General features: G+C 55.6%; 24 protein-coding genes. All 24 read left to right on the top strand.

Annotated features, from left to right (window positions below):
- The first annotated feature begins 15 nt into the window (after positions 1 to 15).
- The 24 genes from KP004_RS12115 to KP004_RS12000 all read left to right on the top strand — a co-directional run bounded on the left by KP004_RS12115 (position 16) and on the right by KP004_RS12000 (position 25,867).
- On the top strand, positions 16 to 1,188 hold the full coding sequence (locus KP004_RS12115) for a GumC family protein (protein ID WP_216798795.1): 1,173 nt from the start codon (positions 16 to 18) through the stop codon (positions 1,186 to 1,188).
- Positions 1,189 to 1,196: 8 nt separating this feature from the next.
- The gene (locus KP004_RS12110; protein WP_216798794.1) at positions 1,197 to 2,492 is read left to right on the top strand and encodes a nucleotide sugar dehydrogenase; all 1,296 of its coding nucleotides are present in this window, start codon (positions 1,197 to 1,199) and stop codon (positions 2,490 to 2,492) included.
- Positions 2,493 to 2,537: 45 nt separating this feature from the next.
- The gene (locus KP004_RS12105; RefSeq protein WP_239026789.1) at positions 2,538 to 3,518 is read left to right on the top strand and encodes a Gfo/Idh/MocA family protein; all 981 of its coding nucleotides are present in this window, start codon (positions 2,538 to 2,540) and stop codon (positions 3,516 to 3,518) included.
- Positions 3,511 to 4,164, top strand: a complete 654-nt coding sequence (locus KP004_RS12100; protein ID WP_239026788.1) for an acyltransferase — start codon at positions 3,511 to 3,513, stop codon at positions 4,162 to 4,164. The genes KP004_RS12105 and KP004_RS12100 overlap by 8 nt, the downstream gene beginning before the upstream one ends.
- The gene (locus KP004_RS12095) at positions 4,161 to 5,279 is read left to right on the top strand and encodes a DegT/DnrJ/EryC1/StrS family aminotransferase (RefSeq protein WP_216798792.1); all 1,119 of its coding nucleotides are present in this window, start codon (positions 4,161 to 4,163) and stop codon (positions 5,277 to 5,279) included. The genes KP004_RS12100 and KP004_RS12095 overlap by 4 nt, the downstream gene beginning before the upstream one ends.
- The gene (locus KP004_RS12090) at positions 5,273 to 5,488 is read left to right on the top strand and encodes a hypothetical protein (protein ID WP_216798791.1); all 216 of its coding nucleotides are present in this window, start codon (positions 5,273 to 5,275) and stop codon (positions 5,486 to 5,488) included. The genes KP004_RS12095 and KP004_RS12090 overlap by 7 nt, the downstream gene beginning before the upstream one ends.
- A gap of 29 nt (positions 5,489 to 5,517) precedes the next feature.
- Positions 5,518 to 6,324, top strand: coding sequence for a sulfate adenylyltransferase subunit CysD (gene cysD / locus KP004_RS12085; protein WP_216798790.1), 807 nt, complete (start codon positions 5,518 to 5,520; stop codon positions 6,322 to 6,324).
- Entirely contained in the window at positions 6,324 to 7,538 is a 1,215-nt protein-coding gene (locus tag KP004_RS12080; protein ID WP_239027045.1) for a GTP-binding protein, read from the top strand. Before cysD ends, KP004_RS12080 begins: the two co-directional genes overlap by 1 nt.
- The gene (locus KP004_RS12075) at positions 7,535 to 9,301 is read left to right on the top strand and encodes an alkaline phosphatase family protein (protein ID WP_216798788.1); all 1,767 of its coding nucleotides are present in this window, start codon (positions 7,535 to 7,537) and stop codon (positions 9,299 to 9,301) included. Before KP004_RS12080 ends, KP004_RS12075 begins: the two co-directional genes overlap by 4 nt.
- Positions 9,298 to 11,298 carry a sulfatase family protein gene (locus KP004_RS12070; RefSeq protein ID WP_216798787.1) on the top strand — a complete coding sequence of 667 codons (2,001 nt, stop codon included), beginning with the start codon at positions 9,298 to 9,300 and terminating at the stop codon, positions 11,296 to 11,298. The genes KP004_RS12075 and KP004_RS12070 overlap by 4 nt, the downstream gene beginning before the upstream one ends.
- Complete coding sequence (locus tag KP004_RS12065) at positions 11,295 to 12,803, top strand: lipopolysaccharide biosynthesis protein (protein WP_216798786.1); 1,509 nt, start codon at positions 11,295 to 11,297, stop codon at positions 12,801 to 12,803. The genes KP004_RS12070 and KP004_RS12065 overlap by 4 nt, the downstream gene beginning before the upstream one ends.
- Positions 12,804 to 12,842: 39 nt before the next feature.
- Entirely contained in the window at positions 12,843 to 13,475 is a 633-nt protein-coding gene (locus KP004_RS12060) for a CatB-related O-acetyltransferase (RefSeq protein ID WP_239026787.1), read from the top strand.
- Entirely contained in the window at positions 13,456 to 14,934 is a 1,479-nt protein-coding gene (locus tag KP004_RS12055) for an O-antigen polymerase (RefSeq protein WP_216798785.1), read from the top strand. The genes KP004_RS12060 and KP004_RS12055 overlap by 20 nt, the downstream gene beginning before the upstream one ends.
- Positions 14,931 to 16,127, top strand: a complete 1,197-nt coding sequence (locus KP004_RS12050; protein WP_216798784.1) for a glycosyltransferase — start codon at positions 14,931 to 14,933, stop codon at positions 16,125 to 16,127. Before KP004_RS12055 ends, KP004_RS12050 begins: the two co-directional genes overlap by 4 nt.
- Positions 16,128 to 16,195: 68 nt before the next feature.
- Entirely contained in the window at positions 16,196 to 16,834 is a 639-nt protein-coding gene (locus KP004_RS12045) for a PIG-L deacetylase family protein (protein ID WP_216798783.1), read from the top strand.
- 44 nt (positions 16,835 to 16,878) lie between these two features.
- Positions 16,879 to 18,201, top strand: a complete 1,323-nt coding sequence (locus KP004_RS12040) for a phenylacetate--CoA ligase family protein (protein ID WP_239027044.1) — start codon at positions 16,879 to 16,881, stop codon at positions 18,199 to 18,201.
- A 17-nt stretch (positions 18,202 to 18,218) separates the two neighbouring features.
- Positions 18,219 to 19,103: a DapH/DapD/GlmU-related protein gene (locus KP004_RS12035; protein WP_216798781.1), complete on the top strand. Its 885-nt coding sequence runs from the start codon at positions 18,219 to 18,221 to the stop codon at positions 19,101 to 19,103.
- Between the two features lie 28 nt (positions 19,104 to 19,131).
- Entirely contained in the window at positions 19,132 to 19,995 is an 864-nt protein-coding gene (locus tag KP004_RS12030) for a DapH/DapD/GlmU-related protein (RefSeq protein ID WP_216798780.1), read from the top strand.
- Positions 19,996 to 20,024: 29 nt separating this feature from the next.
- Positions 20,025 to 21,101 carry a radical SAM protein gene (locus tag KP004_RS12025; protein WP_216798779.1) on the top strand — a complete coding sequence of 359 codons (1,077 nt, stop codon included), beginning with the start codon at positions 20,025 to 20,027 and terminating at the stop codon, positions 21,099 to 21,101.
- A 48-nt stretch (positions 21,102 to 21,149) separates the two neighbouring features.
- Entirely contained in the window at positions 21,150 to 21,932 is a 783-nt protein-coding gene (locus KP004_RS12020; RefSeq protein WP_216798778.1) for a class I SAM-dependent methyltransferase, read from the top strand.
- Positions 21,929 to 23,164 (top strand): glycosyltransferase family 4 protein, encoded by a 1,236-nt coding sequence (locus tag KP004_RS12015; RefSeq protein WP_216798777.1) that lies wholly within the window; start codon positions 21,929 to 21,931, stop codon positions 23,162 to 23,164. Before KP004_RS12020 ends, KP004_RS12015 begins: the two co-directional genes overlap by 4 nt.
- Positions 23,165 to 23,335: 171 nt before the next feature.
- Positions 23,336 to 23,938, top strand: coding sequence for a sugar transferase (locus KP004_RS12010; protein WP_216798776.1), 603 nt, complete (start codon positions 23,336 to 23,338; stop codon positions 23,936 to 23,938).
- 95 nt (positions 23,939 to 24,033) lie between these two features.
- The gene (locus KP004_RS12005; protein WP_239026786.1) at positions 24,034 to 24,885 is read left to right on the top strand and encodes an aldo/keto reductase; all 852 of its coding nucleotides are present in this window, start codon (positions 24,034 to 24,036) and stop codon (positions 24,883 to 24,885) included.
- Position 24,886: 1 nt separating this feature from the next.
- Positions 24,887 to 25,867 (top strand): thiamine pyrophosphate-dependent dehydrogenase E1 component subunit alpha, encoded by a 981-nt coding sequence (locus KP004_RS12000; protein ID WP_216798774.1) that lies wholly within the window; start codon positions 24,887 to 24,889, stop codon positions 25,865 to 25,867.
- Positions 25,868 to 25,910: the final 43 nt, after the last annotated feature.

Raw genomic sequence — 25,910 nt, 5'->3', positions numbered from 1 at the left:
CAGGTGCTTTCACATATGGACTTGAAAGAGAAAACAGTGGAACAAGAAATAAATCTGCTTGACCTTGTGCACATCCTGTTAAAGCGGAAGCTATTCATCGCAAAGGTGTGCGTTGTAGCGGTTATCGCTTCTGTCGGCTATAGCCTTTCCCTTCAAAATATTTACTCTGCGACAACAAAAGTTCTGCCACCACAGAAGGAAACTGCCGGAGGGCTGACCGCGCTTCTCGGTCAAGGTGGTGGACTGACAGGGCTTGCTGCTGCAGGGTTGGGGGGAGGGACCGAACTTTATCAAGGCATTTTGAAAAGCAGGTCCGTGGCGGATGCAGTTATCAGACGCTTGGACCTCATGAAGGTTTATCAGAGTGAATCCATTGAAAACGCCAGAATAGCTCTAGCCGGATCACTGAAGGTTCAAGCGTCAAAGGATGGCATCCTTGCAATAACAGTCGAGGATAAGGATCCCAAATTCGCCGCGCAGTTGGCTAACACTCTTGCCGACGAACTGGGAAAGGCAATGGTCAGGCTCAACTTGAGTAAGGCGGGGACCGAGAGGAGCTTCTTGGAGAGGCGGCTTGAGGTGGTCAAAAAGGACCTGAAAGCTGCTGAAGATGAGTTGAAGTCGTACTCCCTCCAAAAACAGATTGTTGCAGTTGACTCCCAAGCCAAGGCTTCCATTGAAGGGATCGCCAAGCTCCGTGCGGAACTTGCCAGTAAAGAGGTTCAACTGGCTGTGTTAAGTAGCAAACAGACCGACCAAAGCCCCGAGGTTAAAGCTGTACAGAGCAGCATCCGCAGTCTCAAGACCCAAATCTATGCTTTAACCGGCAACACAGGTGGAGGCGCCATTCCCGCTGTGGGTGAGGTGCCCAAAGTAGGCTTGGAGTACTCAAGACGGATGCGTGAGTTCAAAACCCAAGAAGCAGTATATGAACAGCTGACTAAGCAGTATGAACTAGCAAAGCTGAACGAAGCGAAAGATTCTTCGTCGTTACAAGTTTTGGACGAGGCCGTGATACCTGTAAAGAAAACACGGCCAGTTAGATCCCGCATCGTCATACTTTCCACCTTGTTTGCATTTTTCGGCAGTGTTTTTATAGTTTTCGTCCAGGAATACCTCGCACGGCTTCCTGAGAAGGACAGGAAGCTACTGCAAGAAATAAAAAAATCTGCAATCCAGATCAGATAACCCAAAAAATGGGGGAGATCATGCAGAACAGAACAGTATCTGTCGTGGGGTTAGGTTACGTTGGTTTGCCTGTAGCGATAGCTTTTGGGATGAAGCACCAGACCATTGGCTTTGACGTGAACCGGGCAAGGATACGGGAACTACAACAGGGATATGACCGGACCGGGGAGGTGACCGCCGAGGCACTCGCCGCCGCAGAAGTCAGATACACCGACGAGGTGTCGGTGCTGACTCTGGCGGATTTTCACATCGTTGCCGTGCCCACCCCGGTCGATAGTGCCAACCGTCCTGATTTGACGCCGGTGCTGCGTGCCTCCGAAAGCGTCGCCCGCGCCCTCAAAACGGGGGACATTGTGGTGTACGAGTCAACGGTGTACCCGGGGGTCACCGAGGAGGAGTGCGTTCCCATCCTGGAAAAAATTTCCGGTCTGAAAAACGGCACCGATTTCACCGTCGGCTATTCCCCCGAGCGCATCAATCCCGGCGACAAGGAGCACACCTTCACCAGGATCAAGAAGGTCGTTTCGGGGCAGGACCAGCGTACCCTCGACATCGTGGCCGCCATGTACGAGTCCGTCGTGACCGCAGGTGTGCACCGTGCTTCCTCGATAAAGGTGGCCGAGGCCGCCAAGGTCATAGAGAACACACAGCGCGACCTCAACATCGCCCTCATGAACGAACTTGCCGTCATCTTCGACAAGTTCGATATCGACACCACCGATGTCTTGGAAGCGGCCGGCACCAAGTGGAACTTCCTCAAGTTCAAGCCCGGCCTGGTCGGCGGGCACTGTATCGGGGTCGACCCCTACTACCTCACCCATAAAGCAGAAAAAGCCGGCTACATCCCGCAGGTAATCCTGTCTGGCCGAAGGATCAACGACGGCATGGGCAAGTTCATCGCCCAACGTACGGTGAAGGAGATGGTTCGTGCCGGGCACAGCGTCAGGGAGTCTGTGGTCACTGTGCTCGGGCTTACCTTCAAGGAGGATTGCCCTGACCTGCGCAATTCCAAGGTGATAGAGATCATCCGCGAACTGCAGGAATACGGGGTCACCGTGCAGGTCACGGATCCGCTGGCAAACCCGGAGGAGGCCCAGCGCGAGTACGGGGTCAAGCTGGTACCCAAGGAGCAATTGGGTAAAAGTGACGCTGTGGTGGTGGCGGTCGCGCACAAGGAATACCGGACGCTGAGCGTTCCGGATATCAGGGGGATGATGAACGGGACGCCGCTTCTGATCGACGTGAAGGGGATCTACGAAAGGGAGCAACTGGCGCAGCACGATGTTCGGTTCTGGAGACTTTGAAAACGCAGTTGGCAACGCGAAAATGCTGAAGAAGGGGAGTTTATCATGATGAAGAACTTCGCATTGATAGGAGTAGGCGGCTACATCGCGCCCCGTCACCTGAAGGCCATCAAGGAAACCAACAACAGGCTCGTGGCTGCTTTGGACGTTAATGACTCGGTCGGGATACTGGACCGGTTTTTTCCCGATGTTTCCTTCTTCACCGAGTTCGAGCGCTTCGACCGCTACGTCGAGAAACTCAGGCGCCAGGACCCGGCCAGACGGATCGACTACGTCTCGATCTGCTCTCCGAACTACCTGCACGATGCCCACATCCGTTTCGCCCTGCGCGTCGGCGCCAACGCCATTTGCGAAAAGCCCTTGGTACTGAGCCCCTGGAACCTGGATGCTTTGGAGGAGATGGAGGCGGAGAGCGGCAAAAAGGTATGCACCATTTTGCAGCTCCGGGTGCACCCATCGCTGGTAGCGCTTAAGGACACGCTGGCGGCCGCGCACGAGGCCAAGCCGAACCAGCAAAAGCACGACGTCATCCTGACCTACATAACCTCCCGAGGCCCCTGGTACCATAACTCCTGGAAGGGGAACCTTGACAAGGCCGGTGGGGTGGCGACCAACATCGGCATCCACTTCTTCGACCTGCTCATCTGGCTCTTCGGGGCTGTGCAGAACAGCGAGGTGCATCACGCCGACGGACACCGCACCGGCGGCGTAGTGGAACTGGAGCGGGCGCGTGTGCGCTGGTTCCTTTCCGTGGACCGCAGCGACCTGCCGCAGGCGGCTACGGACCAGGGCCTCTCCACCTTCCGCTCCATCACCGTCGATGGCAAGGAGGTCGAGTTCTCGGAAGGTTTTACCGATCTGCACACCGTCGTCTACCAGCGCACCCTGGAAGGCAACGGCTTTGGCCTGAAAGATGCGCGCCCCGCCATCGTCCTCGCCCACGAGATCCGCGAGGCGAAGCCGCAGGGTGTTTCCTCGGCTTCCCACGAGTTCCTGCAAGAGCTCAAGGAGGCCAAGCGTGTCTGACTTCTTCGTCCACGAATCCAGTTTCGTAGATCAGCCGTGCGAGATCGGTGCGGGGACTAAAATCTGGCACTTCTGCCATGTGATGAGCGGCGCGAAGATCGGCGAGCGCTGCAGCTTCGGCCAGAACTGCGTCATTTCCCCTGGCGTTGTCATCGGATCCAACGTGAAGGTGCAGAATAACGTCTCCATCTACGAGGGGACGGTGATAGAGGATGACGTCTTCCTGGGGCCCTCCTGCGTTCTCACCAATGTCACCAATCCGCGCTCGCAGGTACTCAGACGCTCGCTCTACGAGAAGACCCTGCTCAGGCGCGGCTGCTCCATCGGCGCCAACGCCACCGTCGTATGCGGCATCAGCATCGGGCGCTACGCCTTTGTCGCAGCAGGCGCCGTGGTGGCGAAGGACGTCCCCGACTATGCCCTCATGGTGGGTGTGCCGGCGCGCCAGAAGGGATGGATGAGTAGGCACGGACACCTGCTCGCCGCGCCCGACGCCGCGGGGATCATGACCTGCCCGGAGAGCGGGCTGCGCTACCAGTTGAGCGGAGAAGTTCTGCGCTGCCTTGACCTGGACGAGGAGGCCGCACTCCCGGCGGAGCTTGCCGTCGGCAAGGAATTCTACGACAACTTCAAGGCGGGGGCATGACCGTGAGCGCAATCGACTTCATCGACCTGAAGACACAGCAGCAGCGTATCCTGCCCGACCTGGACCAGAGGATGAGGGCTGTGCTCAGCCACGGCCAGTACATCATGGGGCCGGAAGTGGGGGAGTTGGAGGCGAAGCTTGCCGCCTACACCGGTTCGCGCCACGCCATCGCCGTAGCGAGCGGCACCGATGCCTTGCTCATCGCGTTGATGGCGCTGGGAATCGGCCCCGGGGATGAGGTTGTCACCTCGCCCTTCACCTTCATCGCCACCGGCGAAATGATCGCGCTCCTGGGAGCGAAGCCGGTCTTCGTGGACATCGACCCGCGTACCTACAATATCGACCCGGCCAAGATCGAGGCTGCGCTGACACCGCGCACCAGGGCGATCCTGCCGGTCAGCCTGTACGGCCAGTGCGCCGACTTCGACGCCATCAACGCCATCGCGGCCAGTCACGGTCTGCCGGTGATCGAGGACGGCTGCCAGAGCTTTGGCGCCCTCTACCACGGCAAGCGCTCCTGTGCCCTCTCCACCATTGGCTGTACCAGCTTCTTCCCGTCCAAACCCCTGGGCTGCTACGGCGACGGCGGGGCCTGCTTCACCGATGACGACCAACTGGCCGCCAGGATGCGTCAGGTGCGCGTGCACGGCCAGGACCGCCGCTACCACCATCCCGCCCTTGGTGTGAACGGCCGCATCGATACACTGCAGGCCGCGGTGCTGTTGGCGAAGCTGGAGGTGTTCCCGGACGAGGTGGCGGAGCGCGCTCGCGTCGGAGCACGGTACGGTGAGCTGTTGGGGGACGCGGTGGTGACACCATACCTCGCGTCGGGATGCAGCTCGGTCTATGCCCAGTACACGGTGCAGGTGGCGAACCGGGGCCACGTACAGAAGATACTCGCCGACGCGGGTATTCCCACGGCCGTGCACTACCCGGTACCGCTGCACTTGCAGCCGGTCTTCTCCGGCCTGGGGCTCGGCAAGGGGAGCTTCCCCGTGGCCGAGGCGGCCGCCGATCGAGTAATGAGTCTCCCCATGCACCCTTACCTGAGCGTCGAGGACCAGCGGCGCATCGCCGACTCGGTCAGGGTGGCGGCCAAGGAGGGCGCATGTTGAGAGCGGCTGTTATGGTACCGGCGCTGGCCCTGGTGCTGGTGGCGCTGAATCGCACCGATGCCCATGCCTATATCGACCCCAACACCGGCGGCTACGTCTTCCAGGTGCTCTTCCCGATCATCTCGGCCATAGCGGCGGGGTTCGTCTTCTGCAGGGACGGCATAGTGAAACTGGTGCGGAAGATCTTCCGCAGGCCTGACGACAACTAGCGCAGGGCCTTTGGCCTAAAGGACGTTTTATGGACTACCTCGACGCCTTGGAAAGTAAAAGCATCTGCGTGATCCGCGAAGCCTACCAGAAGTTCAAGGGGCGCACCGGCATGCTCTGGTCGGTGGGCAAGGACTCGACCACGCTGCTTTGTCTGGTGCGCAAGGCCTTCTTCGGGAAGATCCCGTTCCCGGTGATTCACATCGACACCGGCTACAAGTTCCCGGAGATGTACGAGTTCCGGGACCGCTTGGCCAAGGAGTGGGGCTTCGAGGTCATCGTGGCCAGAAACGAGGAGCAGCTTGCCTGCGGCATGGGGCCGGACCAGGGGGCCAAGCTCGACTGTTGCACCGAACTTAAGACCAACGCACTGAAGCAGTTGATCGACCGGGAGGGGTTCCAGGCCATCCTCTTGGGCATCAGGCGGGATGAGCACGGCATCAGGGCCAAGGAGCGCTACTTCTCGCCGCGCGACTCGCAGTTCCAGTGGGACTACGAGCATCAGCCGGCCGAGCTTTGGGACCAGTACAACTCCTTTTTGAACGACAGCGAGCATTACCGGGTGCACCCTATCCTGCACTTCACCGAGCTGGACATCTGGCGCTATATCCAGCGCGAAAAGCTCCCACTGGTGGATCTGTACCTGAGCCGGCAGGGGCATCGCTACCGCAGTATCGGCTGCGTTCCCTGCTGCTCGCCGGTCGCGTCGCCCGCGGCCAGCATCGAGGAGATCATCGAGGAATTGCAGCTCACCACTGAGTCCGAGCGGGCCGGGCGCGCCCAGGACAAGGAGAACCTCTACACCATGCAGAAACTCCGCTCGTTGGGGTACATGTGATGCGTCCCTTTCCGATCGTCATCACCGGTCACGTCGACCATGGCAAGAGCACCCTGATTGGACGGTTGCTCTACGACACCGGCGCGCTGCAGGCCGACCGTCTGGCCGAGATGCGGCAGAGTTCACAGGACGCCGGCAAGGCGAGCGAATTCGCCTTCGTCCTGGACGCCTTCGAGGAGGAGCGTGCCCGCGGCATCACCATCGACACCTCGCAGATCTACTTCACCAGTGCGCGGCGCCCCTACGTCATCATCGATGCGCCGGGACACCGCGAGTTCATCCGCAATATGCTGACGGGCGCAAGTTACGCCGACGCCGCCGTGCTGATGGTGGACGCCGTCGAGGGTATCTGCCCGCAGACCAGGCGTCACGCGAAGCTCCTCTCCCTGGTCGGTATCAAGGACATCTGCGTGTTGATCAACAAGCTGGACCAGGCCGGCTACGACCGGGGGCGTTACCTCGAGGTGGCGGCACAGGTGCGCGACCTGTTCGCCGAGTTCTCCGGCACCCCCTTCGCCATCATCCCCATCTCCGCCCTGACCGGGGAGAACGTCGCCACCCGCGCCCGGGAGGGAGGACTCTCCTGGTACTACGGCCCCTGCTTTTTGGAGGTGCTCGACGCCATAGACACCCCGCCCATCGAAGAGCGTCCTTTCCGTTTCGCCGTTCAGGACGTCTATCAGCACGAGAAGGGGGCGGTCGTGGTCGGCAAGGTAGATTCCGGTCGGCTGGCCACCGGGGACGAGGTCGTCGTCTGGCCTGGGGGGGACAGCGCCCGGGTCCGCGCCATCGCGAAATATCCGGAGCCGGACGTGGGTGCAGCCAGCTACGGCGACGCCGTCGGGCTGTTCCTTGATGCGGATCGGGTACCACAGCGCGGGGAGGTTGTTGCCGGTGAACCGGCGCCCAACGCCGTCTCGCTCTTTGGCGCCACCATTTTCTGGTTCGCCGATTCCTATGTCTCCGGCCGCCGCGTGATGATCCGCTGTGCCACCCAGGCGGTTGCCGGTGTAATCGAGCTCCTCAAGGTGTACGACCCGGCCGCGCCTGACGAGGAGCTTGATCCGGAGAGCCTGAATATAGGGGAGATGGCGCGCTGCCGCATCCGTACCGAGGCTTCGCTTGTGATTGACCCGTTCGCGCGGGTCCCCGAACTGGGTCGCTTCGTGATCGAGTGCGACGGCGTCCCGGCCGGCGCAGGGATCGTGGCATGACCGGGCGCATTTTCCTCGGGGTGGATGGGATGGACCCTGTCATCGCCGAACGCATGATGGGGGAGGGGAGCCTCCCCAACTTCGAGCGGCTGGCAAAAAAGGGCTCCTACGGCAGGCTCGCCACCATCGCGCCGCCGCAGAGCCCGGTGGTCTGGTCCAGCATCGCTACCGGCAAGGCGCCCAGCGACCACGGCATCTTCGACTTCATCCACCGCGATCCGGCTACCTACCAGCCGTTTCTGTCCCTGCACCGCCAGCAGGGAGGCAAGTACGTGAACCCGGTGCAGGGGGAGACCTTCTGGGAGCAGGCGGCCCGGCGCGGCGTGCAGGGTACGCTCCTTAAGTGGCCCATGGGTTTTCCCCCGCGCCCATTCCAGGACGGCAAGCTCCTGGCCGGACTCGGCGTTCCCGACGTGCGCGGCATGCTGGGAAGCTACGCCTGGTACACCACCGAGAAGGGGGATCTCGCACCCGACAGCAAAGGGCGCATCGTCGAGGTCTCTCCCCGCGGCGGCAGGATCCAGACCGACATAGCCGGTCCTTTCACCGCATCGCTCGCCGGGAGAAAGGCGGCCACGCTGCCGCTGTTGATCGAATTCGACGAGCGTCAGGCCACGCTCAAGATCGGCAGGAAGGTGGTGACGCTTCCGGTCGGCTCCTGGAGCCCGTGGATCGACCTTTCCTTCGATATCGGCTTCTTCCGCAGCGTGACCGGCGTCTGCCGTTTCCTGCTGCAGCAGACCGACCCCGAATTCAGGCTCTACCTGACTCCGATTCAGGTAGGCTATGCCAGTGCAGAGTTCCCCATCGCCACCCCCGCAGGGTACGCCGAAGAACTGTGCAGGGCAATTGGTCCTTACGCCACCCTCGGCATCTCCGAGGACACCAACGCGCTCAACGACGGCGTCCTCTCCGACCGCGAATTCATCGAATTGTGCGACCAAGTGATGGCGGAGCGCGAGGCGATGTTGATGCATGAGCTCGCACGCTTCCGGCAGGGACTGCTCGGCTGCGTCTTCGATACCACCGACCGCATCCAGCACATGTTCTGGCGCCTGCAGGATACCTCGCACCCGATGCATGACCCGCAGGCCGTAGAAAACTTAGGCGACGTGATCGGCAGGTATTACCGCTGGATGGATCGGATATTGGGCGAGGTCATGGAGCGGGCACCCGGGGCGCAGTTGCTGGTCTGCTCCGACCATGGTTTCACTACTTTCCGGCGCTCGGTACATCTCAACGCCTGGCTCATGGAAAAGGGGTACTTGAAGCTGAAGCAGGGTGCGGACTCCTGCCCTGGACTCTTCGAGGGGGTGGACTGGTCCCAAAGCAGCGCCTACGCAGTCGGCTTCACCAGCATCTACTTCAACCTGAAGGGGAGGGAGCGCCACGGTGTAGTGGAGCCAGACAAATTGCCCTGCATGAAGGAACAGCTGGCCAAGGAATTGCTGGCGCTTACGGATGCTGGAGCCAGCGCCGTCAAGGGATGCTACGACACCTGTGGACTCTACGGCGGGACCGGACAGGGGCCGGACTTGGTGGTCGGGTTTTCCGATGGCTATCGCTCCTCTTGGCAAAATGCCATAGGTGCCTTCGGTGCTGGCCCTGTAGTGGAGGACAACCTTAAAAAGTGGAGTGGTGATCACTGTTGCGACGCCTCCCTGGTACCGGGGGTTATATTCGGCAACATGAGGGAAGATATGGCAGCTATCGGCACCGTGCTCGACGTCGCCGGGGTCATCGGGAGTGTGTGCAGGCCATGAACCAGTTTTCGGCGCATGAAATTAAGCAGAACACGCTAAGCATATTCAAGTACTGGAGCTGCACGCTGCTGCTCGTCTTGCTGCCGGCCGACTTTCTTTACCGGATCGACTCCTTCCTTCGCTCGTTCACCTTAACTACCATTGCTGTAGACGCGTCATTGCTCGGCTTGGTCCTCGGATTCGCTGCGGCAGTTATTGCACTTGCTGTCGGTCTGATAAGCACCCTGCTGGGTCTTTTTAGCAAGACGCTGGGACAACTGACGCTGGCGATCAACAATGTGGTGGTATGGCTTTTTGCTGATCTCGTCTTCTTCATCTATTTGAACCTTTGGTCGGCAACGGTGGTTCCCGAGGGACAGAACACGCTGCGGCGCATCACAGTAATTGGCATATTTCTGCTTTTTAATATTTTCATGGCCACAAAACTGAAACAGATGCCGGTGATAGTAAATCGGGCATTTAAGGTGATCCCGGTCTTTGCGGCCGTTTCGGCCCTCCTCCTCGTGCTGAAATTGGCTGCCGTCTCTTTGTATGCAGGACCGACACCACCGGTAAAATCTGCTTCAACAAGCAAACTCAATGTCATTCTGGTCACTTTCGACGCGTTGAGCGCATCGGATATGTCACTCTACGGCTACCCAAGGGATACCACCCCGAACATGAATGAATTTGCGAGGAGCGCCTTCATCTTTGATCGCATGTACTCTAACTCCAACCACACCTCCCCCAGCGTTTGCAGCATACTGACCAGCAAATACCCAACACAGCACAAGGTTTACAACAACTTCATGGTCCTCACAGAAGAAGCGCGTCGCGATAATCTCTGCGCCACACTGAAGAAAAATGGCTATACAACGGCGGCGGTGGTGGCTAACCCGGCGGCGCATCCTTGGCATAACAGGTCTTACCCTGATTTCAGCTATGTGGCTCCGGTCCCCTATGTTTCTGACTACGTTTCCGGCTGGTGCTACAATACATTCACTCCAAAGCTGCTGAAACTGGACAGTAATATCAATAACTGGTTCTACAGCATGAAGGGTGTCGTTGTTTATACCGCCTACAAGTACTTCTTCAAATATTTAGTTCTTGCCCCTCCAATGCAGGCCGAGTGGCATGACTTGTTCTTGGTCGGCAACAAGGGGTGGAACACCCGGGTCATGAACCCTCCGGAAAGAACTTTCGAGGAAGCCTCGAAATTCTTGAATGCTAGGAAGGAGGGACCTTTTTTCCTATGGATACATGTATTCACCCCGCACGCACCTTACCTGCCGCCGGAGAAGTATAAGTATTCCTTCCTGAAACAGAAACTTTACGATACAGCTGTGTCACAAAACACCATCTATGGCATGAATTATGATCTTAAAGACCAGCCTAGGATAGACGTTCTAAGGGCACGTTATGATGAATTGATTCTCTATACCGACAGCGAGTTCGGGCTCTTTGTCAAAAAACTCGAGAAGGATGGCTATCTGGAGAATACTGCCGTTTTCGTCTCTGCCGATCATGGCGAAATCTTCGAGAAGGGCCAGCAGTCACACGGCGGGGACAGGCTGAACCAGCCGCTTATTCATATCCCCCTCGTCGTACGCCTCCCAGGGCAAAAAGGTAGCTCCCGCATCAGGCAGAATATTCAACAGGTTGACTTGGCACCGACCATCCTCGCTACCGTTGGGATACCGACGCCTGCCGAAATGCAGGGTAAATCCTTCATGGGTCTACTGAGAGGCGGGCAAAGGCAGGAACAAAGGATTTTCTCGATGAACCTCGAACAGAACTACCAGAAGGCTGTGGTCAAGTCAGGGACCATCGGAGTTGTTGATGGCAACTACAAGTATGTCCGTAATCTTCAGACAGGAAAAGAGGAACTGTACAACCTGGAGAAAGATCCAAACGAAAATAGCAGCCTTGCAGTTCAAGACGCCGTGCTGGCCGCGCGAATGAACCGTCTGATTTCCACCGAGCTATTATTCGACAGGGGCAACGGGGCTGGGCATTGAGCACACTCAAGAAGAATGTAATAGCTAACTACGCCGGTAAGGCCTGGGCTGCCCTTATCAACATCGCTTTCGTTCCGCTGTACATAAAGCACATGGGGATCGAGGCCTATGGGCTGGTTGGCATTTTCGCGACGATCCAACCGCTGATGACCATATTGGATTTGGGACTCAGCCCCTCAATCAACCGTGAACTTGCCCGCTATTCCGCCGCGTCGGGGCAAGAACAGGTGATGCGTAACCTCGTACGCACCTTGGAAGTCGTTTATTGGGGGCTTGCAGCGGTGCTGTGCTGTGTAGTGCTCCTGGTTTCGCCAATGGTTGCAGCCAACTGGGTAAAACCTCAAGCGCTTCCTTTGGAGGTGGTGAAGCAATCTGTTCTTCTCATGGGGCTTTCTATCGTGTTCCAGTGGCCGGTAGGATTCTACACCGGTGGACTAATGGGGCTGCAACGACAGGTCCTGTTCAACTCAATCAACACTGTGCTGTGGACCTTACGCGGCGTAGGGGCGCTGGTGGTAGTCATGCTGGCCTCATCGCCGGTACTTGCCTTCTTTTGGTGGCAACTTCTTATGAGTATCACCAATGTCGCTGCAGTCGCCATTGCACTTTGGCGTTCGCTTCCGGTGGGCGGCCAGCGCTCGAGGTTCCAGGGCGAGCTGGTCCAATCGGTCTGGCGCTTGGCGATCGGCATGAGCGCTGTGTCGGTGGTGATCCTACTCTTCAACCAACTGGACAAGATTGTGCTCAGCAAGCAACTCTCGCTCATCGAATTTGGCTATTACAGCCTTGCGTGGCAAGTTGTAGGGAGCTTGTTTATGCTCTATTACCCTATCTACGCAGCTTTCTTCCCAGTGATCACCCAACTGCGCGCGAAGGGAGATCATGCTGAGCTGAAGCTTACCTACCACAAGGGATGCCAACTCATGGCGGTGGCAGTCTTCCCCATTTCCGCAGTGCTTGCCGTCTACTCACGGGAAATCCTGTCCTTGTGGATTGCCGATCAAGAAACGGTGCAGTACAGCTATCTGATTCTATCAGTGCTACTCGTTGGAGGGACGCTGAACGGGCTCTTGTACATGCCGTACTCGCTGCAGCAGGCTTTCGGGGAGACCAGGTACATATTGTACGTGTTCATGCCATTTCTTTTGGTTTATGCGCCGTTGCTCGTGTTGGCCGTGAAGGTATGGGGTGTGTTAGGGGCAGCAGTCACTTTTTCGTTAATCAGTCTGCTGCAAAACGCCATTGCGGTCTTCGTGACACACAAGCGCTTCATCCCAGGGGAGCAGGCAAAATGGTTCTGGGAAGATCTCTGCCGGCCACTGGCCGCCGCGGTAGCTGTAGTGGTTCTCATCAAATTTGCCGTCTTCTGGAGAATGTCTGGACTTGCAGGTGTCGCTACTATTGCGCTTTGCTACCTGCTCAGCTTTGTGGCTACCGTCTTGGTAACTCCAGCGACCAACAGCATCTTCAGGAGGTATGTCCTGCCCGCAATCAGTGTGCGCTAGGCACCCGACCACCCCTCGCGTCCCGGACGGAGAAGACACATGTTGCAACTTTTACAGAATATTGTGGCGTTGGTGGCCTACACGCTCTTTTATGCTGCGGGCTTTACCCGTGCGTCCTTGCTGGGGGTAAAGCTTGGAGCCGGGGCGCGAATTAGCCCGCGGGCGAAGATCCGTGGAGCCGCTTACTTTGGCGACGTCACCATCGGGAGTAATGTCTCCGTAGGGAAGGGGACCTACGTCAACTCCGGCGAAATCATGAGCGGTGTAATAGGCTCTTGGTCATCGCTGGGTTACAACGTTCTGATAGGCCCTACCGAACATGATTACAGGAGAGTAACAACTTCTCCCAACCTCATCAAAGTGCTGGAAGGCGAAGATGCCACTACCGACAAGGAGCAGCCACCGCCGGTAATCGGCAACGACGTCTGGATCGGCGCCAACGTCATCGTGCTAAGAGGCGTTACCATCGGCGACGGTGCCGTCATCGGTGCCGGATCCATTGTTACCAGGGACGTGGCCCCCTACACCATTTGTACCGGGATCCCGGCCAAACCAGTAAGGTCTCGCTTCCCTACTGAGGAGGAGACAGAAAAAGCGAGGAGTGTGTTAAGAAACCACTGCCATCCCTCGCCCTATAAAGGAATGAGCGGCTTTGAATCCCAACAGAGATAATCTTCAGGCACTGAGAAAAGGGATATTGATGTCGTCCCTGGCTGGCGGTGCCGTCCTGGGGCAGCTTGCCGGTGTCTATGACCTAAGCTCCCCCTTTCAAGCCTTTGTATTTGTCTACGTAGTGATAGTTGGGCTGTTCCTGTCAGCTTACTGCGAGGGAAGGGACATTGATTTCTTTTCTCCTGGTGTTGGCCTCACGGTTTTGCTGTTTTTGTACGCGGTATCTTCCGCGCTGTTTGCTGAAACTACGGGGCTAACTGCACACAATGATCCTGTCGGTGACGATGTACTAACCACCTACTACTTCTCATGCCTGGCGGGGCTGATCGGGCTTGTCGGTGGAATGCTTTTCGCCCAGCGCATCAAGATGCCGGCGACAGGGATTCGTTTCCCCTCCGTTTTCCTTGTTGAGAACAACAAGTTTCACCAGAAGCTGTTTTGGGCTGCGTTGTTGTTGGGAGGGATCTTCTGCTACAGATTGCTACCGTGGTTTAATTTCCTGAATGTCCCTTCGTATGCAGAGCGGGCCTTGGCACTGCGCCTGGAACGAATGCAAGATAGCGCTTCGGGGATAACAGAGACCCTGTTCACCAACCTTCCTTTAACGCTGATACTTTGCCTTGCCACTTTGTATGTTTTTACAAGCCGGAAACGGGCCTACATGATAGCCGGCAGTGTCATCATCTTGTCCTATTTGGCGAGAAACACTATGGCGGGATGGCGGGGACAGGTGATGGCAGCGGTGATTATCCCTGCAATTTTTTATCACTATCGCGTCAGAAGAATAAAGACTGTTGCCGCTGTGCTTTCAGGGGCTCTCGTGTACCTTTTTGTTAATGTTATGAGCTTTGTCAGAAGCACAAGCAACCTTGGCGAGATGTACAATCTTGTGCAGGCCGCCCTGCAGTCCGGCGACGCCAAGTTTCTAAGCTTCACCTCTTCCACGGAACTGCTGGTCGGCACTAACCTGCTGCGCCTGATTTCAGGCATCAATGCCAACGAATCAGGTTTCACTTACGGGCTTTCCTTGATCTCCGAGTTCCTTGTTTTCATTCCGAAGGTACTCTTTCCTTCCCGTCCCTTGCCTCTGAGCGAGCAGTTCGCAGCGACATTTTATCCGGGAGAACTCGAGCAGGGGGGCGGTTTCGGTTTCTTTTTCCTGCAGGAAGGATATTGGGCCGGCGGCGTGCTGGGAGTTCTGGTGCTGACTTTTGTCTACGGGTGGTGCGTAGAGACCATATTCCAGTGGGTCAAAAAAAACATCCATTACGACGCGGTCCCATTGATCTACGCAGTCATGTACAACGCACTGGTCCTGGCCGCCGTGCGTTCCGGTCTCTTCGGCAACTTCAAGAATCTGCTTATGGGGCTCATCCCGTTCCTAGTCGTGTTCTTGCTGCCATCGTTGAACCGCAGTTTCTTGTGCCCTGCTGAAAAGAAGGAGGCGGAGAGGGCATGAAGATCGCGTATGTAACAGCGACGATGCCTTTTGGCAATGGCGAATCCTTTCTCATCGCCGAGGTGACCGAACTCCTCAAAAAGGGCATTGATGTCATCATTGTACCGAGGTCACCCGAGAATTCTTCGCAAGTCATGGCCCCTGAACTGGCAAGGTTGGCATTCCCGGCACCCTTATTGTCCTTTCCAGTGTTGTGGGGGGCGATGTTGGAGGCGCTCTCAAAGCCACTCGCGACAATTAAGGCCGCCCGTTTCCTTTTGCGTTGCCGTAGCCCGAAGGTGTTCTTTCATAATGTCGCGGTATTTCCGAAAGCGCTCTGGTTCTCGAGGCTTGCCGCCTGCCAGAAAGTAGACCATATCCATGCTCACTGGTGCTCTACTACTGCATCGCTTGCACTGTTTGCCAGTACTGTCTCAGGGATTCCTTGGAGCGTCACCGCCCACAGGGGAGATATAGTTGCCAACAACCTGTTGCAGGTTAAATTCGAAAATGCCAGGTTTGTGAGGTTCATATCCCATAGCGGCCGCAATCTTGCCAAGTCCGTGGGCGCCGACCTAGGCAAAACAACTGCTGTCATTGTGCATATGGGGGCAATTCTGCCCGAAGTGTTCAAGGTAACAGCAACACTCAGCAGCACACCGACGCTTCTGTGCCCGGCTACTTTTTTCCCGGTAAAAGGACACAAGTACCTCCTTGGTGCCATCGCCATCCTGAGAGACCGCGGTGTCCAATGTCGGCTACAACTTGCAGGCGAGGGCTTTCTTTACGATGAACTTCAGAAACAGGTTGCCTCACTACGCCTTGAACCTATTGTGCAGTTTATGGGCCACTTGCCGCATTCAGACGTGATGTCGCTGTACCGCGAAAACAAGGTCGATTTGGTTATCCTGCCCAGTATCGATCTAGGCAACGGTTTGCATGAAGGCATACCTGTATCACTCATCGAGGCCATGGGATATGGGATTCCCGTTGTCTCGACACGTACCGGAGGGATTCCAGAGCTTCTGTCTGATGGCGCGGGGGTACTGGTCCCACCGGAGAATGCTTTGGCTTTGGCCGATGCTATTCAACATATCTTGGAAGACAACACTGAGCGTCTGCGACTTATAGAAGCAGGAAGATCCCGTGTGATGAAACATTTTGCAGTAGAAAGCGTAGTCGCAGAACTTCTGGATAATTTCAGCCGTTACTAGAGCTGGCTGAGTGACGGTGCCATGTACCTGTCACGAAGCTGGAGAACCTTCAGAAAGGGTGCATTTTCATGATCAGGTCCTTTAAACGTATTCTTGTCCTTGCTCCGCACACCGATGACGGTGAGTTTGGCTGTGGTGGAACTCTTACCCGGTTCATAGATGAACAGAAGGAGGTTTTTTACGCAGCCTTCTCCGATTGCGAGAAATCTCTTCCACCGGGATGCCCTTCTGGAACCTTGGCACGTGAATTGGGAGAAGCCACCAGCCTCTTAAAGATTCCCGCAGCAAATGTATTCAATCTAGGCTTCGAGGTCCGTTGCTTCCCCCGGGACCGGCAAGAAATTTTAGACAGCATGGTAAAGCTGGGAAAAGATATTCGGCCCGATCTGGTCTTCCTCCCGTCGTCACAGGACTTGCACCAGGATCATGGCACTATCGCGAGCGAAGGGCTGAGGGCGTTCAAACTCTCGTCGACGATTCTGGGATATGAGGTCCCGTGGAACAACCTGTCTTTCAATACGACTTGTTTCGTCACGCTGACTGAGGATCATCTCAAAACAAAAATAGCTGCCCTGGCATGCTACAGGTCACAGAATCAAAGGTTCTATTCTAGTGAAGAGTTCCTCAGATCACTGGCCATCACGAGGGGAACCCAGGTAGGTGTCAAGTATGCAGAGACATTCGAGGTCCTTCGCTGGATCATGTGACGATGCCCCTCTGTAGTGGATATCATTGGAGGTGATTTTTGAACGTGCTTGAAGCCATTGAAACACTTACGTATGAGGAATGCTCTGAAAAGGTTGACTTTCCCCTCTTGGGCAAACAACTGAAGTACATCGCCGACTGTAGTGATTTTTACAACGAAAAATGGAAAGCAGTTGGCCTCGCCACTTCCGATGTGTTGGAGATGAAAAACTTTGGCGAGCTTCCGTTCACCTCAAAGGAAGATGTCTTAAAGGAGCAGGCAGACTTTCCACCCTTTGGCCGGTTGGCCAATGCTCCACAAATGCAGGAAAATCTGCGGCGGGTCCATGTCACTTCCGGTTCTTCCGGGCGATCCGTCTTCATTGCAATGACGGAAAAGGACGTCCAATCTACTTTGACAGCAGGAATCCGTGCCTTTAGATGCGCCGGGTTGACTCCCAACGATACCGTTGTTCACTGCCTAAGTTATTGTATGTGGGCGGGAGGGGTCACTGACCATTTGAGCCTTGAGGGAGTCGGCGCCATGGTTGTTCCCTTTGGTGTAGGCCACTCACATAAACTGATAGAAACCATTAGAAGAATAAAGCCCACGGGCATCTCCTGCACTCCGTCATACCTGTCACGGCTTGAGCTTTTACTGAAGGAGGATTTCGGAATCACACCAAAGGATCTCGGACTCAAAAAGGCCTTCCTGGGGGGGGAAGGGGGACTGCAGAATCCGGAAATCAGAGAAAAAATACGAAGCACTTGGGGGCTTGAACCCATGGATGCCAACTACGGAATGTCGGATGTGCTGAGCATTTTCGGATCCGAATGTGAACATCAAGCAGGGCTTCATTTCCATGGCCAGGGGATAATCCATTTGGAACTGATAAATCCCGATAGTGGAATCAAGCTGCCTGTTGTTGCAGGCCAGATTGGCGAGATGGTTCTGACTAACCTCACTCGTGAGGCACAGCCTCTACTCCGTTACAAAACCGGTGACCTGATCGAAGTGTTGTCAACTTCCAGGTGTGATTGCGGGCGGAACTCTCTTAGATTCAAGGTGGTAGACCGTGTTGATGACATGATTACCGTGCGTGGGATCAACGTTTACCCCAGTTCAGTCGGCAAAATCCTGTCTGATCGCCACGCCTGTTTCAGCGGGGAGTATGAGCTGGTCCTTACGACACCGCCTCCCTATGAAAGGCCGGTGCTTCGTGTTGAAGCAGGGCAGACGGTGACCAAGGATGAATTCCCCGGACTTATGGAGATGCTAACAGAGTTGTGTGCATCAGAGCTCAATTTTACGCCTGCAGTGGAACTGTTGGAATATGGGATGTTCCCACGATCGGAAGGGAAAACCAAGAGGGTGAGAAAGGCTTATTGACAAAAGAGGGGACGCGAATGCGGGATCTATTTGCAGCTGACATCGCCGGGTTTCTCGGCAAGCCTTTGCACGGAGCAGATGTTCCGGTAGTGAAACCTGCTGATTTGAAAGAGTGTGGGGGGGGAGACCTGGTGTGGGTGCGCAGTCTGACGCCTGAGAGAATAGCCGCGGTCGTCAAGGGGAACCCTGCTTTGATCATTTGCGACCAAGAAACTGCGCCACATCTGTCTGGTTCGCATATTGTTTCGGACAATCCGCGTTTGGATTTCATCAAGGTTCTAACCAAGTTCTTTTTGCCTCGCAAGACCGTAGGGATTCATCCGACCGCACTCGTCTCTCCCGATGCTCGCATTGGCAGCGATGTCATTGTCGGTGCCTACACCAGGATAGAGGGAGGAGTCGAGATCGGTGAAGGCTGTGAAATCGGTTCCGGAGTGGTTATAGAAGGTAATGTCAGCCTCGGCAAGCGCTGCAGAATTAAGTCCAATAGCGTGATCGGGGCACAGGGCTTCGGCTTTGAATATGATGACGACGGAAGTCCTTTACACTTTCCGCATCTTGGCAGGATTGTAATCGAGGACGACGTCTGGATTGGAGCGTGCTCCAGTGTCGAAATCGCCTCGCTCGGGGCTACCCTGATACGGCAAGGGAGCAAGATTGACGATCTAGTACAGGTAGGACACAACGTCACCATTGGTAGGAATACGTTGGTGATGGCCAATGTGGTGATATGCGGCTGTGCTGTGATTGGGGAACGGTGCTGGATTGCACCTAATAGCGTGGTTAAGCAAAAGGTAATAGTGGGTGACCGAGCAGTCGTTGGGTTGGGGAGCGTGGTTCTTAAGGATGTCCAGGACGGCGCGACAGTAGCAGGTGTGCCTTCCCGTCAGATTCATCCTTAATCTGGCACTTATCAAAAGGAGATGACCAATGTACGAACTGAAAAAGTTTGAAGTTTGGGCCTCTGAGATAGCGGGGTTCCTAAACAGGGACCTGGTTGGGACGGATTTTATCTTGGAGGGGCCCCGTTCCCTAAGGATTTACCAATCGGGGCCGGCGCGCAATGTCGCCAACCCCGCAAACATCCTGCTTTTGACCTCTACCCCAGAGGAAAGATCGCCATGCCATGCATACATCGTCACTGACCGCCCCGAACTGGACATGGGCAACGTCCTAAGAGAGTTTTTTTCCACTCTTACCATGAATACCGTACATCCTTCCGCTGTAGTTTCCGACAAAGCCAGGATAGGTCGCAACGTCATGGTCGGCGCCTTGTCCGTTATCGGTCCCGATGTGGAAATAGGAGACAATACCAAGATTCTCAGCAACGTCGTAATCAATGGTCCGGCAACAATAGGGAAGCAATGCGTGATAAAGGACGGAGCTGTGGTAGGTAGCGAGGGGTGGGGCTTCATCGATGACGAGGATGGTGTTCCTTTTCATCCTCCTCAACTGGGGCGGGTGATCGTGGGCGACCAGGTATGGATCGGGTCGAACACTACGATAGAGCGTGCTATCGTCGAGGATACGACCGTTTGTGCCAATACCAAGCTCGACGATCTTGTACATATTGGAGGCGGAAGTTACATAGGCAGCAAATGCATGGTCACAGCAGGTTCCGTCATTGCTTTCAATGTTGTGCTCGGTGACAATGTAACAATCGCGCCGAACGCATGCATCCGAGAAAATGTCACGGTACATGACGACGTCACCATCGGACAGGGGGCGGTCGTAGTGGAGGACTTATCGGATCCAGGTGTCTACGTCGGAAACCCTGCAAGGTTTCTGCGTTAGAGAGGCCATGCTATCTAAAGGGGGAATTCATGAGCCAGTTGTTGCCCGAAAAAATAACACCTTTTCTTCGTGAAAGACTCTCAGACCTAAAATCGTCTGAAGGGCCGGAATCACGTGCGTACCTCGGCCTCGCACTACAGTACTGCAAGTCAGAGGAGGAGGGGGCCGTAGCAAATGAGCACAGCCTGAAGCACTATGAGGCTGGGGTAGAAGTTCACAATGAGGAGTGCATCCTCCCCGGGTTGGAGCGGTTGTATCGGAAGACGCTCGTCATCGAACCGACCTTGGTCTGTCTTGCCCATTGCCGCTATTGTCTCAGAAGTAATTATGCGAAGCACACCCTGTCCGAAAAGCAATTGATTGAAGTGGCGAAATACTGCGGGCATCCCAGCAACAGGGATATCCTCAACGAGGTGCTGATTACCGGGGGGGACCCCCTCATCTTCCCGCAACGGTTAGAAGTTCTGCTCAACGCGCTCATCGAGTATGCTCCAAATATTAAGATTGCCCGCATCGCCTCTAGAATACCGGGGCAGGATCCGGCAAGAATCGACCAAAGCGTTCAGAATCTTTTCAGCAACAAGCCTTCGCTGAGATTTGAGCTGGCCACACAGATCAACCACCCTGTGGAGTTTTTCCCCGAGGTGGAGGCTGCCTTCAAAAGGATCTCTGACTGTGGCGTTAAAGTTTATTCCCAGAATGTCCTCCTAAAGGGAGTAAACGACAACATTGAGACGCTGGTGGAACTTTACAACAAGATGAGACAGAACAACATAGAGTCTCATTATCTCTTCCACTGTATTCCCATGGTTGGCATTCATCACTTGCGGACCAGCGTTACGCGGGGACTTCAACTTGTCAAGGAGTTGGTCTGCAGCGGTAAAATTTCAGGAAGAGCAAAGCCAATGTTCGCTGCTATGTCAGACATCGGCAAGATCACGTTCTACGAGGGAGTGGTCGTTGAAAAGAAGGACAACAAGATTTTGCTTCAAAGCAATTATCGCTACGATGAGCGACGGATGTGGAACGGGTCTTGGCAGTTACCCGCAACAGCTGAAGTGGATGAGCGGGGATATTTGAGGGTCTGGTACGACGATGCGTGCTAACCGCCAATTGGCGACATAAGACAAATTCCCAAATCTTGAGGAGCTAACATGAACAGGAAAGAGCAGGAAATGCAATTCCACAACATGCGAGAGGAAGACAGGTCCTGTATGGACGAGGAATCTTTCCTCAAGAAATATTCCAACAAGAAATACTATGCGATTCAGAGAAAGAGCACTGAGTACATAGACGGGCTTATCGAGCGCAGTGTGAAAGGTAAGACCGTTCTGGATTACTGTTGTGGGTTAGGTGCAATGTCGTTACAGATGGCACAAAAGGGCGGCATTGTCTATGGTATAGACATAAGCGACGAGTCTGTGAAGACGGCAGAAGCAGAGGCCAAAAAGGCCGGGGTTGCTGACCGGACTAACTTTTCGGTTATGGATGCCGAAGAACTGCAATTTCCGGATAATACCTTCGACGTCATCCTTTGCAGTGGAGTTTTGCACCACCTGGATCTGGATAATGCCTACCCCGAACTGGCAAGGGTTCTGAAACCGGGTGGGCTCATCATCTGTGGTGAGGCTTTGGGGTACAACCCTATCATTTCTCTTTATCGCAAGATGACGCCCCATCTTCGCACGGCATGGGAGGCCGAGCATATCCTGACCCTGCGGGATCTGCGCAAGGCAAAGAAGTATTTCGGGACGGTAAAGGTAGATTATTTTCATCTCGCTTCCATTGCTGCGGTCCCTTTTCGCAATACTCCTATCTTTAAGCCTATCCTCTCTACACTCGAAGCCGTCGATGATGTCTTGCTGAAAATCCCCTATGTCCAGCTGATGGCATGGCAGATGATCTTTACTCTCTCTGATCCGAAAGTGGCGAAATGAACATCTGGCTGATAAAGGACGGCGAAAACCAGCCTCTTGTTCCGAACTCTAGGAAAATGCGAACCTGGATTTTGGGAGAAGTGCTGCAAGAAAGGGGGCACAACGTAACATGGTGGTGCAGCACTTTCTACCATCAGGGGAAGGAACTTCTTTTTGACCATGATGCAGTCTCTGAGGTTAAAGCTCAGTTCAACCAACGGCTTTTACATGCAGGAACCTATAAAAAGAACTTTTCATTTAGACGCTTTCTGCACCACCGGCGTCTAGCCAAGCGTTTTTCCGCCTGCGCTAAAAAATTGCCTGCGCCGGATATCATAGTCAGCGCAATGCCCATCATTGATTTAGCGCACGCAGCGGTCAGATTTTCAAAAGAGAAAAGTATCCCCATTGTCATAGATGTCCGCGATATGTGGCCTGACACCATTGTGGACGAATTTCCACGACCGTTTAAGACTTTCGCCCGCTTGGTCCTCGACGGTTACTTCCGAATGACTAAAGAGCTGTTGACAGACGCTGATGGCATCGTTGCTGTTTCCCGCGGCTGCCTCCAGTGGGGAGTCAGAATAGCTGGACGGCCTCAACGCAGCACTGACCGGGTTTTCTATATCGGGTACCAGCCCAACCCTGTTATTGACGCTACGCGTTCTAAATACGCGGAGCTTGCACATGATAAGGTTGTCTTTTCCTTCGTTGGGACCTTCGGTAAGACCTACGACTTCGACACGGTCATCAGCACAGCTAAGCGTCTTTGTCAGGAGCGCAATACCAGAATTCATTTTGTCTTCGCGGGAACAGGGGAGCAGTACGACGAAGTGTGTCGGCAGGTCAATGAGTTGCCGAACGTCACTATGCTGGGGTGGATTAATAAGGAAGATATCCTGCACCTCATGTCGATTTCGCATGTTGGAATGATGCCGGCTGGGGCCGGCAAAAGCAATTATAACGCTATGCCAAACAAGCCCTTTGAATATTTTTCAGCAGCCATCCCTATTGTTTCCTCTTTACAAGGAGAAATGGAAGCACTCATCGATGCATATAGCGTCGGATACTCTTACCCTCCCGGCGATGTCGCTTCTTTTTATCGAATAGTCACGCTGCTCTCAGCTGATTCGGCACTTCGTAGTGAGTTGGGAGCCAACGCGCGCAAGCTTTATGAATCTCAATTTCGTTCTGACATGATTTATGGGCAATACGCTGACTATATCGAAAACCTGGCAAGTGCTAGGGGCTGAAGGCGTGATATTGAAAGCACCGTGTGGCACACGTACAGCCCACCTTCACCTGCTGGTATATGTCGATGGTGAGGGGGATGACGCATTGCTATTTCAGAATCCGGAGTGAGCATGACTTTCATAAAACAACAACATTGCTCGGATTCCGTAGACCATCCGACTTGGGCACTTATGTTGAAGAGGGGCGCAGACTTCGTTTTGTCTCTGCTGGTGCTCCTCGTGCTCTGGCCTTTGCTTTTGGCTGCCGCGGTCGCGGTGAAGCTCTCCAGCCCCGGCCCCGTGTTCTACCGAGGGGTGCGCTCCGGGTTGAACGGGACCACCTTCAGGATCCTCAAGTTCCGCAGTATGGTGCTCGATGCCGAGGCCCTGGGCGGCCCCACCACCGGGACTAACGACCCCAGGGTGACCCGTGTCGGTGCCTTTTTGCGCAAGACGAAGCTGGATGAGTTGCCCCAGTTCCTGAACGTCCTCAAGGGGGACATGAGCCTTGTCGGCCCGCGGCCGGAGGTGCTCGAGTACACCTCGCAGTACAGCGGTGAGGAGCGCTGCATCCTGTGCATGCGCCCCGGCATCACCGACTACGCCTCCATAGAGTTTGCCGACCTGGATGACCAGGTGGGGAGCGAGGATCCTGACCGGTTCTTTCGGGAGCACATCCTGCCGCGTAAAAACGCGCTGCGCGTGAAGTACGTTAAGGAATGGAGCCTGGGTAGCGACCTCGTTATCCTATGGCAGACAGCTTGGCGCGTTCTTAAAAGGGCCGCGCACCGATGAGCCTATTGGAACACATGCCCCTGGGGAACTGCGACCGCCCGGTCAGCCGCCTGGGGATGGGCTGCTGGGCCGTCGGAGGGCACGGTTGGGGCGCGGTGGACGAAACGGAATCACTGCGGGCGATACGTGCTGCCTACGAGGGCGGGGTCACCTTCTTCGACACCGCGGACGCGTACGGGCTGGGCAAGTCAGAGGAACTGCTGGCCCGGGCGCTGGAAGGGTGCAGAAAAAAGGTGGTGATCGCCACCAAGGGAGGGGTGCGCTGGACCAAAGAAAGGGGTATATGGGTGGATATTTCTCCTACCTATCTCAGGTCCGCACTGGAAACGAGCCTCGCCCGGCTGAAGCTGGATCACGTTCCTCTCTATTACATTCACAAGCCTGACGGCATAACTCCTATTGAAGATTCAGTCGGTGAGCTTGAACGTTTGCGTGAAGAAGGTAAAATCGGTGCAATCGGGATCTCCAATTTTTCCTGCGAGGATTTGGAAGCTGCACTCAAAGTTGCGCCGATAAGCGCTGTGCAAGTAAAGATGAATGTCTTTGACAGAAAAGCGTTTACCGAACTGCAGGAAACATGCTCCAGGCGCAACGTGACGCTGGTCGCCTGGGGAGCCCTTGCGGACGGCCTGCTCACCGGGAAATTCACCGCGGCAGCTCAGTTTGCAACCGACGACCATAGAAGCCGCATGCCCGAGTTCCGCGGCGCTGAATTCGAGCGCAGGCTACAGGCCGTGGCGCGGCTCAAGGATATGGCCCAGGCGCGGGGGTGCCGGGTAGGACAGTTGGCGCTGCGCTGGGTGCTGGATCGGGCACCCTTCACCTGTTCACTCTTTGGCGCGAAGACCGAACAGCAGGTAAGCGATAATCTCGGTTGCGACGGTTGGAATCTGACCGGCGACGAACTTGACATGATCGATGCAATAACCGGTATACCCAGGAGGTGACGTGACTTATTCGCGAAAACTACTAGAGGATCTGTACGCAACGATGCTGCGCATCCGCATCAGCGAGGAGGGATTTGTCGAGCCCATCCTCAATCGCGAGATACGCTGCCCGGTGCACCTGTGTTCGGGCGAGGAGGCAATAGCTGCCGGAGTCTGCTCGGTCTTGGAAAAGGACGACTACATCTTCGGCAACCATCGCTCGCACGGCCATTACCTGGCTAAAGGAGGGGGATTGAAGGAGATGGTGGCCGAGGTGTTCTGCCGAGAGACTGGCTGCTCGCGTGGGCGAGGCGGCTCCATGCACCTCATTGACCCCTCCTGTGGCATGCTCGGCTCGGCCCCTATCGTCGGTGGCACCATCTCGATGGCCCTGGGTGCCGCTATGTCCGCCTGGGTGCGCGGCACCAGGCAGGTCGCCGTCAGCTTCTTCGGCGACGGTGCGACGGGAGAAGGGACGCTCGCCGAATCACTGAACTTCGCTGCCCTCAAAAAGCTTCCTATCGTTTTCGTCTGTGAGAACAACCTCTACTCGACCCATCTTTGCATCGATGAGATCCGCGTCAGTCGCAACATCTATAAGATGGCGTTGCCGTTTGGCGAGAAGGGACATCGCATCGACGGTAACGACGTGCTGAAGGTGTACGAGCATGCAAAGCAGGCGGTGGAACTTTGCCGCAACGGCGAAGGACCTGTTTTCCTGGAATGCCTGACTTACCGGCAGCGCGGGCACGTTGGTCCGGACGACAACGTCCAGGGCACCCATACCGACATCCGCCCCGCCGCGGAAATAAAAAGATGGCTCAAGAAAGACCCGATCAAGCGCCTGGAGAAATACCTGCTGCAGCAGGGCGGTTTCAGCTCCCAAGATCTGCAACAGATACGCGCAGTCATCGACACAGAGGTGAGTGAGGCGTTCGATTTCGCGCGGCAGAGCCCATTCCCGGCCAAGGAGGAACTTTCGAACTATGTCTTCGCCCAATAGAACACTCAGCTACAGCCTGGCCATAAATGAGGCCTTTCACCAA

The sequence above is a fragment of the Geomonas oryzisoli genome, from assembly GCF_018986915.1.
Taxonomy (GTDB): domain Bacteria; phylum Desulfobacterota; class Desulfuromonadia; order Geobacterales; family Geobacteraceae; genus Geomonas; species Geomonas oryzisoli.
Note: the sequence above shows the minus strand (reverse complement) of the source record. Positions and strands in the feature narration are given on the sequence as shown.